We start from the raw sequence: 13,302 nt of genomic DNA, 5'->3' as shown, positions 1-13,302 counted from the left end.
GGGGGACTACCACCGATTATCCCGCGGCCGCCTTGGCGATCAGCGTGGCGGCGTGCCGTACCTCCTGCTCGGTGCTCCAGCGGCCCAGCGACAGCCGCAGCGCGGCCAGCGCGCGCTCCGGCGGCAGTCCCATGGCCAGCAGCACGGGCGAGGGGGCGTCGACGCCTTCGTGGCAGGCCGAGCCGGTGGAGGCGGCGATCTCAGGCACGGCGGCCAGCAGGGCACGGCCGCTGGTGCCGTCGATGCTGACGTTCAGCGTGCCGGGCAGGCGCGCGTCCGGGTGACCGTTGAGGCGCACCCGGCCCGGCAGCCGGGCCTCCAGCTCCGCCTGCAGCAGGTCGCGCAGCGCGGCCAGCCGTACGGCGCTGCCGGGCAGCTCGCGCCGGGCGGTCTCGGCGGCCTGGCCCAGGGCGGCGGCGAAGGCGACGTTCTCCGTGCCGGCCCGCAGGCCGCGCTCCTGGCCGCCGCCCGGGATGACGGGACGAAGCGGGGTGCCGGCACGCACGTACAGCGCGCCCACCCCCTTCGGGGCGTACATCTTGTGGCCGACCACGGTCAGCAGGTCCACACCGAGCGCCGCCACATCGACGGCCACCTTCCCGACGGCCTGGGCGGCGTCGGTGTGGAACAGCGCGCCGCTCTCCCGCGCGACGGCGGCCAGCTCGGCGATCGGCTGGATCGTGCCGGTCTCGCTGTTGCCATAGGCGACCGACACCAGCGCGGTGTCCCCTTGCCGCACGACCGCGCGCAGGTCGCCGGGATCGACGCGGCCGTGGCCGTCCACCGGCAGCGGCGTCACGATGAAGCCCTCGACCCGCAGGCCGTCGCAGGACCGCAGCACGGCGGGGTGCTCGGTGGCCGGCGCGACGACCCGCCGCCGCCCGGGGTCGCCGGCGCGGACGGCCAGGGCGGCGCCGCGGACGGCCAGGGCGTCGGCCTCGGAGCCGCCGCCGGTGAAGATCACCTCTGAGGGCTCGGCGCCGAGCAGCTCGGCCACCTGCCGGCGGGCACGGTCGAGGGCCGCGCGCGGCGCGCGGGCGTAGGCGTGGCCGCTGGAGGGGTTGCCGAAGTGGGCCGTCAGGTACGGCAGCGCCGCCTCCAGCGCTTCGGGGTCCACCGGGGTGGTGGCGTTGTAGTCCAGGTAGACGGGCGCGCCCGCGAGCGCGGGATGCGTCATGGCGGCCTCCTCGGGAGCGGATGAAGATCGCGATCCCGGCCGAACGTAGCAGGAGGGGCTCCCCCCGGGAAGTCAAGCCATTGCTTAGGAAAGTTTCTTTATAAAGAGTGGACTCGACCGTCCCTCTCCCCCCATTGGAGCACACATGCGTCTCCGCCCCCTCGTCCTGGCCGCCGGCTTGTGTGCCGCGCTGGTCACCCTCGCCACCCCCGCCCACTCCGCCGCCGTCGTCGACGTCCCCTTCGGCCCTCTCTCGATCGGCGACTACTGCCGCGCCAAGGTCTCCTCCTCCGCCTGGATCGGCTTCTACGAGTCGAGCGGCCTGCGGTGCTACGGCAGCGGCCCCGGAGGCGGCCTGCAGTACGCCGGGTCCGGTGACCCGTACCTGGCCTGCAAGTTCCTCACGACCGACGTGGTCATGAGCGCCTTCCGCGGCACCTCCGACGCCCTGGTGTGCCGGGTGATCCGCTGACGGTCCCCTCCCGCCGTGCCCGCGAGGGCGCGGCGGCCCTCCACCGGCGCCGGGCGTACACCGTTCGGTGTAGCCCCTACCCCGAACGGTGCACAGGACGGTGACGATCACCGGATGACGCGGCCCCGCGCGGCATGCGGCGCTCGCGCCCGCGGAACGCCACCCCCGCTGCCCGGTCCAGCCGGCCGCTACCCCGGCGTGCGCGTGCCTCGCAGGTGGGTCATCCCGGGGACGAGAAGCAGGCATGGCGGGATCACCAGCACGAGCCCCGCCGCGCCCAGAAGGACGGCCTGGTCGCCGGTCAGGTTCGTCAGCGGCCCGGTCACCGCCTGGCCGAACGGCATGAGGCCGAAGGTGGCGAGCCAGGCCAGCGAGGTGATCCGCCCGATCAGGTGGTCGGGTACCTCGCGGTACATCGCGACGTCCCAGCACAGGGCGTACGTCTCCACGCCGAAGCCGGCGATGAGGTAACAGCAGAAGAGCACCCAGATCGAAGGGGCGTACAGCAGGCCGAGAGGGACGAGGGCATACAGCGACATCGAGCACATGGCCACGACTCCCGAGCGCCGGGGGCGCCAGGCCATCATCGTGACGCTGCTGATCAGCCCGCCGGCGCCGTAGCACGCGAGGGCCGTGCCGTACGCCGTGTAGGAGCCGAACATGTCCCGGCTCAGCACGGGCAGGAGCACCTGGCTGGGCGCGATCACGAACATGAGGCTGACCGGTGAGAACAGGAGCAGGGCCGTCAGCCACGGTCGGCGCCCCGCCTCGGCGAATCCCGCCGTCGCCTCCTTGAGGAGGGAACGGCGGGCGACCGGCGTCCATGACGGCTCCGCGACCCCGCGGAGGGCGAGCGCGGCGGCGGCGAACACGAGCGCCGCCAGCACGAAGGGAAAGACCTGGCTCCCGCCGGCGAGCAGCGTGCCGATCACCGGACCGGTGATGACCCCCACCCGGGTGCAGATGTTGACCAGGGCCCGGCCGGACATCCGCCGGTCCTCGTCCAGCGAGCCCGCCAGGATGGCGTTGAACGCGGGCCGGATGAACGCCTCGGCGGCGCCGACCACGAACAGGACGGTGGCCGGCAGCCACACGGCGGCGGTGTGCCCGCCCACGACGATGGGCACGCTCGCCGCGGCGGCGTCGACGGCGAGCATGACGGTCAGGATCCGCCGTCGCGACAGGCGATCGGACCAGACTCCCCCTACCAGGAGCAGGCACAACGACGCGACGCCTTTGGCGGCGAGCACGACGCCGACCGTGGCCGCGTCGCCCCCGGCGCTGAGCACCGAGACGGTGACGGCGACCGCGAGGACCTGCTCGCCCACCACGAAGCCGAGCTGCGCCAGCGCGATCATCCGGAAGGCGGGATTCCGCAGTGCCGTCAGATCGATGCCCGCCGGTATGAGCCGCACGATGCCAGTCCCCCGGCTTCTCTGCCCGGAGCGCGAACTCGACGAGCGCTGACGTGGCGGCCGCGAACATGCGCCGGGCGGCTTCGAGGACACTCCGGAACCCGCCTACAACAGGCTGACGGCCCGGTCAACGGCGCCCGCCACGTCTCCGTCGGCCGGATAGAGAAGCGACCGGCCGGGTACCAGGCCGAGCGCCGTCGGCATCCTCAGCGCGCGTTTCCATCGGTCGAAAATCCGCTCGGTATCGGTGCCGTCGCCGCCGAGCAGCAACACCGGCAGGGTCGAGGACGCCAGGACGTGGGTCATGTCGTCGATGGCGGGGAGTTTCAGCCAGGTGTAGGCGCTGCGCCGACCCAGCCCGCATGCGATGACGATCGACCGGATCACGGCCTCCGGTGACAGGTCGTTGCGGATCCTGCCGTCGATCCACCGGGAGATGAACGGCTCGACCATCGCGATCAGCTTGCGGTCGTTGAGCTCGTTCACCGCCCGCGCGGTGTTCTCCAGCACCGAAGGCGTGGCGTCGTCGTCCAGCGCGATCCTGGTCAGCGTCTTGCCCCCGTCGAAGCCCATGGCCGCGATGGTCTCCGCGTCGTAGCCGGTGAAACGGTCGTCGATCTCGAACGACGAGCCGGCCAAGCCGGTGCGATTCATGGACCCGAAGACCGACTTGCCGTCCAGGACGCCCAGCAGCAGCAGGTCTTCCAGGATGTCGGCGGTGCCCATCACGCCGGTGACGCCTGGACGTTCGAGCGCCGTGCAGAGCCGGTCCAGGAGATCGCCCCGATCCGCCATGGCCATCGGATCGCCGCCCGCGCCGAGCGCGCCGCGCGCCGGATGGTCCGCGGCGATGATCATCACTCGGCCGTGCTCGCCCAGCACGGAGGGCGCCGGCATGCGAAGCCTCGCGGCCTCGGCGATCGCCTCGGGGTTGTGCACGCGTGTCCGCACGATCTCGGCCACCCTGGCAGCCACGGTGCTCCTCCAAAGGGGCAGCTTGTCAGGACATAGTTTTGTCCTGACAAGACTTATCAGCCGGCAAACCCCGCGTCAATGCGAAGCGGATCGACGGCCGGGCGACGTGGTCCGCACCCTGCGAGCCGCGGAACGCGGAGGTCGGGTGGCGCTCCGAACCGGCACGGAAGCGCGCCCGTCCCACCCGGGGCAGGCAGCGACCGGGACCGTCGGTCGTCCTCTAGCCGGTCGGCGTGATGGGTCCGTGCAGGCGCACCCCCTCGAGGGAGAGCCGAGACTCGTAGGCCCCCGCCAGGTCGAGCAGCGCCGACCCGCAGTCGCCGTGGTAGACGGGCCCGTGCATGAGGCAGAGCGCCGTCGGCTCCAGCCCGGCCAGCGCGCGCATGGTGGGACCGGTGGACGGGGTGAGACAGGTCGCGCCGTAGGCGTCCTCCGCCGCCAGCGCGGGGCTGACGATCTCCTTGTCGGTCATGGCGGGCGCCGGGCCCATCGCGGTGAACAGGTCGCCGCACAGCAGGGTGCCGGCGGTCTCCTCGTAGAACAGGCCCGCGTCCCAGCCGTGCGGGACGTGCGGCGTCTCGATCCGCCGTACCCGCCTGCCGCCCAGGTCCATGACCTCGCCGTCGGCCAGCGGCCGGGGCGGCCGGTCGGCGAGGTCGTTCACCGACACCAGGCACCCCACGCGGCCGTGCGCCACCTGGGCCCGGGGCGCGGCGGCCAGCCAGGCGTTCATCGATCCGCACTCGTCGGCCTCGACGTGACCGAAGGTGATCCAGCGCAGCCGCTCCAGACCGATGAGGCGGTCGACGGCCGCCGACACCGGGAGGAACAGCGCGCGCAACCCGGTGTGGAACAGCAGCGGCTCCTCGGCGTCGATCAGGTACTGGTTGAACATGATGCCGGCGTCAGGGACGAACGTGGACATCCGGTAGACGTCCGGCGCGACCTCGGTGACGGTGGTGTCCATCCTGGTGCCCCCTCGCGGCGGGTCCCCGTTCCGTCATCGTCTCACGGAGCACTGGTGATCTCCGCGGCCGGCGTCCGGTGCGCGCGTGAGGCCAGTGCCGCTCCTGCAGCCACCGGGGGCGAGCGCTCCCCGAGGCCGGATCCTCGCAGGGGTTCGCAGGCGGGGATCCGCCCGGCCCTTCCTGCTGAGAGTGGTCTCAGGTTCGGCCGCGCGGGCGAACATATCGCGATATATCGTCCTAACCGGGAACATGTGATCCTCCGGCGGTGGTTGTCCCGGAGATACTGGCTTGTGGAGGTTGAGCGATGGCGGCGATGCGGACAGTGGGCCGATTGCTCGCGGGTGGGGCGGCGCTGGCCGCGGCGGGCTGGGCGTTGCGCGACGTGCCCGCGGAGCTGGGCGTCCGGCCGTTGACCTCGGGCGAGGAGCGGGCCGGCAGGATCCGCCGCTCGCGGCAGTTCAGGGACGGCGTCTTCTACAACCCCATGCCGGAGCCGACCAGGGTGGGCGCGCCGTCCCCCGGCCTGCTGCGCGAGCTGATGAGGGACCGCGAGTCGCGCCGTCCCCCCGGCCCGATCCCGCTGCGCACGCCCGCCGCCACGCCTCCGTCGCCGACCGGGCTGAGCGTCGTCTGGTACGGCCACGCCTCCACGCTCGTGGAGATCGAGGGCAGGCGGGTGCTGTTCGACCCGGTGTGGAGCAGGCGGGTCTCCCCCACGCCGTTCGTCGGCCCGCGGCGGCACCACCCGGTGCCCGTCGCCATCGAGGAGGTGCCGAAGCTCGACGCGATCGTCATCTCGCACGACCACTACGACCACCTGGACCTGGCGACGGTGCGCCGGCTCACCCGCATCTCCAAGGCGCCGTTCCTGGTGCCGCTGGGCATCGGCGCGCACCTGGAGCGATGGGGCGTGCCGCTGTACCGGATCATCGAGCTGGACTGGGAGGAGGAGGCGATCGTCGCGGGGCTGCGTTTCGTCTCGACGGCCGCCCGCCACTTCTCCGGCCGGTCTGTGACCCGCAACGACACGCTGTGGGGTTCGTGGGTGGTCGCGGGCGCCCGGCGCAGGGTCTTCTACGCCGGCGACTCGGGCTACTTCGAGGGATACGCCACGATCGGCGCGGACCACGGCCCGTTCGACCTCACGCTCATGCCGATCGGCGCCTACAGCCCAGCATGGCCCGACATCCACATGAACCCGGAGGAGGCGGTGAACGCCCACGTCGACCTGGGCGGCTCGGTGCTGCTGCCGGTGCACTGGGCGACGTTCACCCTGGCCCTGCACCCGTGGTCGGAGCCGGTCGACCGGCTGTGGCGCGAGGCCAAGGCGCGCGACGTCTCGATCGTGGTCCCGCGTCCCGGCGAGCTGGTCGACACCGCCTCGGTGCCGGCGGTCGACGCCTGGTGGCAGGCCGTACAGTCGTAGGCGTGAGCAACATCGAACCGAACCCGCAGGAGACGGTGTGCGCGGCGGGCGAGCCCGTCCGCGAGCTGGTGCGGGGGCACGAGGTCGCGCTCGGCGGGCCGCGCGCGATGACGGTCACCCGCACCCTGCCCGCCGTGGGGCGGCGCATGGTGGGCGCGTGGTGCTTCGTCGACCAGTACGGCCCCGAGACGGCCCGGATGCGGGTGCCGCCGCATCCGCACACCGGCCTGCAGACCGTCACCTGGCTCGTGGCAGGCGAGGTGCTCCACCGTGACAGCCTCGGCAGCCTCCAGCCGGTACGGCCGGGCCAGCTCAACCTGATGACGGCCGGGCGCGGCATCTCCCACTCGGAGGAGTCGCCGCGGACGGAGCTGCACGGCGTGCAGCTGTGGGTGGCGCTGCCCGAGGCGGCGCGCCACATGGCGCCGCACTTCGAGCACCACGGCGACCTGCCGGTGGTACGTGGGCCCGGACACGCGGCGACGGTCCTCATGGGTTCCTTCGGCGGCGCCGCCTCCCCCGCGAGCACCTACACGCCGCTGGTCGGCGTCGAGGTGTCGGTCGACGGCACGGCCGAGCTGCCGATCCGGCCCGACTTCGAGCACGCGGCGCTGACCCTGGACGGCACGCTGACCGTCGACGGCGAGGCGCTGCCCGCCGGGCCGCTGCTGTATCTCGGGCTCGGCCGGTCCGCGCTGCGGGTGTCGGGCACCGGGCGGCTGCTGCTGATCGGCGGCGTGCCGTTCGAGGAGGAGATCGTGATGTGGTGGAACTTCGTCGGCCGCACGCACGAGGAGATCGAGACCTTCCGCAAGGAGTGGGCGGAGGGCACGCTCTTCGGCCGGGTCACCGGGTTCGACGGCGACCCGTTGCGCGCTCCCGCCCTCCCCACGGCCCGTCTCAAGCCGCGCGGCCGGACCCGCTAGCCGTCACAGGGCCTCGAGCAGGCGGCCGATCTCGTCCTCGGTGTTGTAGTAGTGCACCGAGGCGCGCACGGCCGACCCGGGCGACACGGTGTCGAAACGCTGGTCGGGCTCGGTGGCGCTGACGTTGATGCCCTGCTCGCGCAGCCGCAGCTTCACCGCGGTGCTGTCCTGGCCCGCCACGGTGAAGGTGACGATGCCCGAACGCCTGGCGCCGCGGTCGTGCACGGTCACGCCGGGCTTGCCGGCCAGTCCCGCGCGCAGGGTCTCGGCCAGTTCGGCCACCCTGGCCTCGATCTCCTCCAGACCGATCGCCAGCGCGTAGTCGACGGCCGCGCCGAGTCCGAGCTGGCCGGCGAAATAGCGCTCCCACGTCTCGAACCTGAGGGCGCTGTCGCGGATCTCGTAGGTCGTGGGGGTCACCCAGCTGGCCGCGTGCAGGTCGAGGAAGGGCGGCTCGAGGCCGCGCATCGCGCTGCGCCGCGCGTAGAGGAAACCGGTGCCGCGCGGGCCGCGCAGGAACTTGCGCCCGGTGGCGGACAGGAAGTCGCAGCCGATCTCGTCGACGTCGAGGGCGATCTGGCCGACGGACTGGCAGGCGTCGAGGAGGTAGAACACGCCGGCGTCCCTGCACCGCCTGCCGACCTCGGCGGCGGGACTGACCAGGCCGTTGTGGGTGGGCACGTGGTTGATGGCCACCAGGCGCACGCCGCCCCTGCCCAGCTCGGACTCCAGGCGGTCGAGGTCGATGGTGCCGTCGGCGTCGTCGGGGATCACCTCGACGGTGACGCCGCGCGAGCGGGCGATCTGGAGGAAGGCGATGCCGTTGCTGACGTACTCGCTGGTGGTCGTCAGGATCCTGTCGCCCTCCTGGAAGGGGATGCCGTAGAAGGCCATGTCCCAGGCGCGGGTGGCGTTCTCGACGTAGGCGATCTCGTCGCGGTGGGCGCCGAGCAGGGTGGCGACGGAGTCGTAGAAGCCCTCCAGCCGCTCGGCCTCCCGGTCCTTGGCCTCGTAGCCGCCGATGGCCGACTCCAGGTCGAGGTGTTCCTTGACGGTGTCCATGACGACGCGCGGGGGCAGTGCCGCGCCGGCGTTGTTGAAATGGATCACATGCGCGCAGCCAGGGGTCTCCGCACGCGCCTTGTCAATGTCGATCACATGTCACACGCTATCAATACACCGAGATGTGCGGATGGTCGTAGTGGTTGGCGGTGGTTCCGCCCCTGTTCGACATCGTGCGCCAGGTCTTGGTCCTGACGTGCCAGATCCGCTGCCGGTAGATCACGTACATGATGCCGAGCCGTTCGGCGTTCTTGACCACCCAGGCGGAGATCTCGTGGCCGCGCTGCGCCTCCTGGGCCGACGGCATGGCGCCGCCGCGGCTCAGCATGAAGTCGCAGGCGCGCCCGAGCGGATGCTCGCCGCCGTCCTGGATGGTCCGGTAGCACCCGATCCCGTACGGCACGCCGAACCGCTCCGCGATGAGCTTCTTGACCAGCCGCATCCTCGGCGTGATGTTGTCGGGACCCGAGGGCAGCTGCGGCACCCACGACCCGTCGGGCCTGCGCACGCCGGGCGTCGGGTAGAGGAGGTCGATCCTGTCCTTGATCTTCGCGATGACCTTCTCGGCGTCCTTCTTCTGGACCTCGAGCTCCTTGATCCGCGCGCCCAGCTCGTCGGCCCGCCGCTCGGCGTCGGTCTTGGCCTGCCGGTGCTCGTCGCGTACCCGCGTGAACCCCTCGAGGCGCGCGCCCTGCTCCTCGCCGATCGCCGTCAGCACGGCCATGCCGTCGAGGTCGACCTGGCCGAGCAAGGCGGGGACGATGCCGAGCCCGCCCGACATGTACTGCTCGGTGGCCATGAGGCGCAGCTGCGCCGACTCCCTGTCGAAGTCGGCCTGGGCGACCTTCAGCCGCTCGCGGGCGGTCTTCTCGACCTTCTCCACCTTCTGCAGCTCGACGCGGCTGCTGTAGTACTCGGTGATGAGCTTGTCGGACTTCTTCTGCAGCGCGGCCAGCTCTTTCTTGAGCTGCTTGACGCTCGGCCTGGGCTTGGCCCACGCTTCGGCCGGTGGCGACGCCAGGGGCATGGTCACCGCCAGACCGGCCGCGAGCACGATGCGGAGCGGGGCGCGCCGCCGGTCGCCGGGGGCCGCAACCGCCACGCTTCTCCTTCGTCCGGGGGATGGCGCGGGGAGAGCGCCGTTCTGTCCGATGGACGATAGTAGAGGATCCGGTCAGATGTGCGGCATTCGGCCCTGACGCCGCGTCAGGGCCACGGTTGCTCACGGGCCGCGCCGCCGGCCCGCCCACGGTCCGCGGCGGCCCCGGACGACGGCGCCAGGCGACGGCGACGGCGGGTGACGGCCATCCGGCGGCCGAGCAGCAGCACGCCGGGGAAGGCCGCGCCGCCGAGCAGTCCGGAGCCGACCGTGACCCCGAGTCCCGCGTTGACGAGGCCGTCACCCTCGCCGCCCAGCAGGGGGACCTCGACCGAGACCGACACCTCGGCGGACACGATCGGGCGCCCGGCGGGCGTGGTCGCCTGGCCGCCGGAACCCGTGTCACCGGAGCCCGAGTCGCCGGAGCCCGTATCACCGGAACCCGAGCCACCGGAACCGGAGTCGCCCGGGTTCGGCCCACCCGTTCCGGGATCACCCGGGTTCGGATCACCGGACCCCTGGTCGCCCGGCCCCGGGTCACCCGATCCCTGCTGCCCCGGCCCGGGATCGGCCGGAGCGGGGGTCGCGGGATCGGCCGGCGGGGTGGTCCTGGCGCGGGTCGGTTCGGGGGCGGCGGTGCGCGTGCGGGTGGGTTCGGGCGCCGGGATGCGGCTGGGTTCGGGGGCCCTGGTGCGGGTCGGTCCAGGATCAGAGGTGCGGGTCGGTCCGGGATCAGGGGTGCGCGTGGGGCGCCGGCCGGGGGTGGCGGGCGGCGGGCTGGGCCGGGCCGGCGGCGGGTCCGTGACACCGGGAGGCTGCCGGTGCGCGGTGTCCGCGGGCCGCGGCTCGGCCGGCCACTCCGGTTCACCGGGCCGCCCGGGGCGCGTGTCGGGGTCCGGGACGGCCGGCGCCGCCGTACCGGAGGCAGGGGCGGGCAGGGCCGCAGGGCCGGTCGTCGGGCGGCGTCCGGACAGCGGTTCCGCCGGCGGGTCCCGCCAGATCGTGAAGGTGGCGAGCACCGCGGCGATCGTGGCCACGGTCACGGCGGCCGTCACCGCCAGCTTGCCCGCGGGCGCGAGGGTGGTCCGCGCCAGCGTGCTGGTGGTCTCGGCGATGGTGGGCCCGGCCAGCGGGAAGAGCGTGGTGTACGGCACGGTGAGCGCCGCCAGACCGGTACGGCCGCGCCGTTCCCAGTCCTCGCCGTAGGCGGCGGCCGCGGTGGCCTCCAGTTCGGCGATGAACGCCTCGGCCGAGGCGGGCCGGGCGGCGGGGTCCTTCGCCAGGCCGTGCCCGACGAGCGCCCTGACCGGTTCGGCCACGTCACGCAGCGGCGGCGGCAGGTACTGGTGCTGGTAGGCGAGGGCGGCCGTGGTCGAGCCGTCGAAGGGACGGCGCCCGGTGAGGCATTCGTAGAACACCACGGTCGCGGCGTAGACGTCGGTGGCGGGGCTCGCGGGGGCCTCGTTCCACTGTTCGGGCGCCATGTACGGCGGGGTGCCGGCCGGCGGGCCGCTCTGTCCGCACGAGCCGGCGAGGCCGAAGTCGACGAGGCGGCTGTCGCCGTCCGAGGTGACGATCACGTTCTCGGGCTTGAAGTCGCGGTGCACGACGCCCGCGCGGTGCGCCTCGGCCAGCCCGAGCAGCGCGCCCTTCAGCACGGTCATGGCGGCCTCGGGGCCGGTCGCGCCCTCGCGCGTGAGCAGCCGGCGCAGGGTGACTCCGTCGACGAGTTCCATGACGATCGCGGCGCCCCGCTCACCCTCGACGTACTCCAGCAGGCGGGCGATGTGCGGGTTGTCCAGGCCGGCGACGAGCGCGGCCTCGGTCCTGAATCGATCGACCAGTTCGGGGTCGGACAGGTGCTTGATCGCGACGGGTAATCGGTCGGTGTCGCGAAGGGCCAGCATGACCCGCCCCGTGCCGCCGTGGCCAAGCTCCCTGATCTCGGTGTAGCCAGGCACCTGCATGCCCGGACGTTAACCCGCCGTCCCACACCATGTCGAGATCCGTTGTCGAACTATGCGCTGTAGTACCCTGTGCCGATTACCTATAGGGGGCACCCGTACCCCTCTCCCCCTGGACGCTGACGGAGTATGAAATGTCCGACATGCACGATGCGCATGACCATCACGGCACGCACGGCCAACATGCCGCGCCCGCCCGCCACGCCGCGCACGAGCACGAAGCGGGGCACGACCATCATGCCGGGCACGGCAGTCATGCTGAGCACGGCAGTCATGCCGGGCACGGCAGCCATGCCGCGCACGGCGGTGGCGTTTCCTGGGGCATGGCCGCCACGGCGACCCTGCACTGCCTCACCGGATGCGCCATCGGAGAGGTGCTCGGCATGGTGATCGGCACCGCCCTGAGCTGGTCGAACGCGCCGACGATCGCCCTGGCCATCGCCCTGGCCTTCGTGTTCGGCTACCTGCTCACCATGATCCCCGTGCGCAGGGCCGGGCTGAGCTGGGGGCGCGCGCTGCGGGTGGCCCTGGCCGCCGACACGGTCTCCATCGTGGTGATGGAGATCGTGGACAACGGCGTCATGCTCGTCATCCCGGGCGCGATGGACGCGGGGCTGGCCACGGGCCTGTTCTGGGGGGCGCTGGCGGTGGCGTTCGCGATTGCCTTCCTGGTGACGACGCCGATCAACAAGTGGCTCATCGGCAAGGGCAAGGGCCACGCGGTGGTGCACGCCTACCACTGAGATCCGCCGGTCAGGCGGCGACCCTGGCGGCCCCGAGGAACCTGCGCACGTTCACGGCGGCGGTACGGCCCGCGCGGTTGGCGCCGACCGTGCTGGCCGAGGGGCCGTAGCCGACCAGTTGCAGGCGCGGCTCCGCGACCGCCTGGGTGCCGTCGACCTGGATGCCCCCGCCGGGCGTGCGCAGCCGTAGCGGGGCCAGGTGGTCGAGCGCCGAGCGGAAGCCGGTCGCCCACACGATCGTGTCGGCGGGCTCGAACCGGCCGTCGGCCCAGGCCACCCCGTCCGGCTCGATCCTGGCGAACATCGGCAGCCGGTGCAGGGTGCCCTTCTCCATCGCCTCGAGCACGACGGGGGTGTGGCCGAGGCCGGTCACGCTGACCACGCTCCGCGGCGGCAGGCCCTGCCGTACCCGCTCCTCGACCTTGGCCACCGCCTCCCTGCGCGCCCCCTCGCCGAAGTCGTCGTCGCGCCAGACCGGCGGGCGGCGGGTGACCCACAGCGTGCCGGCCGCGACGCCGCCCAGCTCGGACAGCACGTGCATCGCCGAGGCGCCGCCGCCCACCACGACGACCCTGCGGCCGGTGAACTCCGCCGGTCCACGGTAGGCGGCGTAATGGAGCTGCCTGCCGAGGAAGCCCGCTCCTCCCGGGTAGTAGGGCCAGTAGGGGCGCGTCCACGTGCCGGTGGCGTTGACCACCGCCCTGGCCGCCCACTCCCCCGCGCCGGACGAGACCACGAGCCTGTCGCCGGCGCCGCGCCGCACCGCGCTCACCTGGGCGGGCCGCACGATGGTCAGCCCCACCTGCCGCTCGTAGGCGCCGTAGTACTCGGGGACGACCAGCGCGGCGGGCGCGAGCCCGTCGGCGGACGGCTCCCGGTGGACTCCGGGCAGGTCGAAGATGCCGTGCACCTTGCTCATGGTCAGCGAGGGCGAGCGGTGCCGCCACGCGCCGCCCGGCCCCTCGGCGGCGTCGAGCACCACGGGTCCCAGGCCGAAGCGGTCCAGGAAGTAGGCGCTGGACAGGCCCGCCTGGCCCGCTCCGATCACCACGACGTCGGTCTCGTTCACGTCCAT

At 72.9% G+C, this 13,302-nt stretch carries 12 protein-coding genes; 4 read left to right on the top strand and 8 right to left on the bottom strand.

Going from position 1 to position 13,302, the window contains the following annotated elements:
- Positions 1–16 precede the first annotated feature (16 nt).
- Positions 17–1,177 carry a cysteine desulfurase family protein gene (locus ACWENQ_RS18075; RefSeq protein ID WP_452415188.1) on the bottom strand — a complete coding sequence of 387 codons (1,161 nt, stop codon included), beginning with the start codon at positions 1,175–1,177 and terminating at the stop codon, positions 17–19.
- A 145-nt stretch (positions 1,178–1,322) separates the two neighbouring features.
- On the opposite strand from ACWENQ_RS18075, the gene ACWENQ_RS18070 reads away from it, so the two are divergent.
- The gene (locus ACWENQ_RS18070; RefSeq protein ID WP_449922528.1) at positions 1,323–1,649 is read left to right on the top strand and encodes a hypothetical protein; all 327 of its coding nucleotides are present in this window, start codon (positions 1,323–1,325) and stop codon (positions 1,647–1,649) included.
- A gap of 188 nt (positions 1,650–1,837) precedes the next feature.
- Here the strand turns inward: ACWENQ_RS18070 and ACWENQ_RS18065 are convergent, their stop codons facing one another.
- From ACWENQ_RS18065 to ACWENQ_RS18055, 3 genes are all read right to left on the bottom strand, one after another.
- A complete protein-coding gene (locus ACWENQ_RS18065) occupies positions 1,838–3,064 on the bottom strand; it encodes an MFS transporter (RefSeq protein WP_452415186.1) in 1,227 nt (408 codons plus the stop codon).
- Between the two features lie 105 nt (positions 3,065–3,169).
- Entirely contained in the window at positions 3,170–4,039 is an 870-nt protein-coding gene (locus ACWENQ_RS18060) for a Cgl0159 family (beta/alpha)8-fold protein (RefSeq protein WP_452415184.1), read from the bottom strand.
- Between the two features lie 220 nt (positions 4,040–4,259).
- Positions 4,260–5,006 carry a hypothetical protein gene (locus ACWENQ_RS18055; protein ID WP_452415183.1) on the bottom strand — a complete coding sequence of 249 codons (747 nt, stop codon included), beginning with the start codon at positions 5,004–5,006 and terminating at the stop codon, positions 4,260–4,262.
- 314 nt (positions 5,007–5,320) lie between these two features.
- Here ACWENQ_RS18055 and ACWENQ_RS18050 point away from each other — a divergent pair, with 314 nt between their 5' ends.
- Both ACWENQ_RS18050 and ACWENQ_RS18045 read left to right on the top strand, forming a co-directional pair.
- Positions 5,321–6,433 (top strand): MBL fold metallo-hydrolase, encoded by a 1,113-nt coding sequence (locus ACWENQ_RS18050; RefSeq protein ID WP_452415470.1) that lies wholly within the window; start codon positions 5,321–5,323, stop codon positions 6,431–6,433.
- Between the two features lie 2 nt (positions 6,434–6,435).
- Positions 6,436–7,359: a pirin family protein gene (locus tag ACWENQ_RS18045; RefSeq protein WP_452415181.1), complete on the top strand. Its 924-nt coding sequence runs from the start codon at positions 6,436–6,438 to the stop codon at positions 7,357–7,359.
- A gap of 3 nt (positions 7,360–7,362) precedes the next feature.
- Here ACWENQ_RS18045 and ACWENQ_RS18040 read toward each other — a convergent pair whose 3' ends face one another.
- From ACWENQ_RS18040 to ACWENQ_RS18030, 3 genes are all read right to left on the bottom strand, one after another.
- Positions 7,363–8,517, bottom strand: coding sequence for an aminotransferase class V-fold PLP-dependent enzyme (locus ACWENQ_RS18040; protein WP_452415180.1), 1,155 nt, complete (start codon positions 8,515–8,517; stop codon positions 7,363–7,365).
- 13 nt (positions 8,518–8,530) lie between these two features.
- Positions 8,531–9,523: a coiled-coil domain-containing protein gene (locus ACWENQ_RS18035; RefSeq protein ID WP_449922535.1), complete on the bottom strand. Its 993-nt coding sequence runs from the start codon at positions 9,521–9,523 to the stop codon at positions 8,531–8,533.
- A gap of 104 nt (positions 9,524–9,627) precedes the next feature.
- Positions 9,628–11,487, bottom strand: a complete 1,860-nt coding sequence (locus ACWENQ_RS18030) for a protein kinase domain-containing protein (protein WP_452415179.1) — start codon at positions 11,485–11,487, stop codon at positions 9,628–9,630.
- Between the two features lie 140 nt (positions 11,488–11,627).
- Here ACWENQ_RS18030 and ACWENQ_RS18025 point away from each other — a divergent pair, with 140 nt between their 5' ends.
- Positions 11,628–12,227, top strand: coding sequence for a DUF4396 domain-containing protein (locus ACWENQ_RS18025; protein WP_452415177.1), 600 nt, complete (start codon positions 11,628–11,630; stop codon positions 12,225–12,227).
- A gap of 10 nt (positions 12,228–12,237) precedes the next feature.
- Here the strand turns inward: ACWENQ_RS18025 and ACWENQ_RS18020 are convergent, their stop codons facing one another.
- Positions 12,238–13,302: an NAD(P)-binding domain-containing protein gene (locus tag ACWENQ_RS18020; protein ID WP_449922540.1), complete on the bottom strand. Its 1,065-nt coding sequence runs from the start codon at positions 13,300–13,302 to the stop codon at positions 12,238–12,240.

This window comes from Nonomuraea sp. NPDC004354 (assembly GCF_053602555.1).
This window is presented reverse-complemented; position numbering and strand designations above follow the sequence as displayed.

What these genes read in the sequence shown, in the direction of transcription:
- ACWENQ_RS18020 (WP_449922540.1), bottom strand. Translation starts at nt 13,302, where the DNA reads ATGGACGTGAACGAGACCGACGTCGTGGTGATCGGAGCGGGCCAGGCG.
- ACWENQ_RS18075 (WP_452415188.1), bottom strand. Translation starts at nt 1,177, where the DNA reads ATGACGCATCCCGCGCTCGCGGGCGCGCCCGTCTACCTGGACTACAAC.
- ACWENQ_RS18030 (WP_452415179.1), bottom strand. Translation starts at nt 11,487, where the DNA reads ATGCAGGTGCCTGGCTACACCGAGATCAGGGAGCTTGGCCACGGCGGC.
- ACWENQ_RS18025 (WP_452415177.1), top strand. Translation starts at nt 11,628, where the DNA reads ATGCACGATGCGCATGACCATCACGGCACGCACGGCCAACATGCCGCG.
- ACWENQ_RS18070 (WP_449922528.1), top strand. Translation starts at nt 1,323, where the DNA reads ATGCGTCTCCGCCCCCTCGTCCTGGCCGCCGGCTTGTGTGCCGCGCTG.
- ACWENQ_RS18050 (WP_452415470.1), top strand. Translation starts at nt 5,321, where the DNA reads ATGCGGACAGTGGGCCGATTGCTCGCGGGTGGGGCGGCGCTGGCCGCG.
- ACWENQ_RS18055 (WP_452415183.1), bottom strand. Translation starts at nt 5,006, where the DNA reads ATGGACACCACCGTCACCGAGGTCGCGCCGGACGTCTACCGGATGTCC.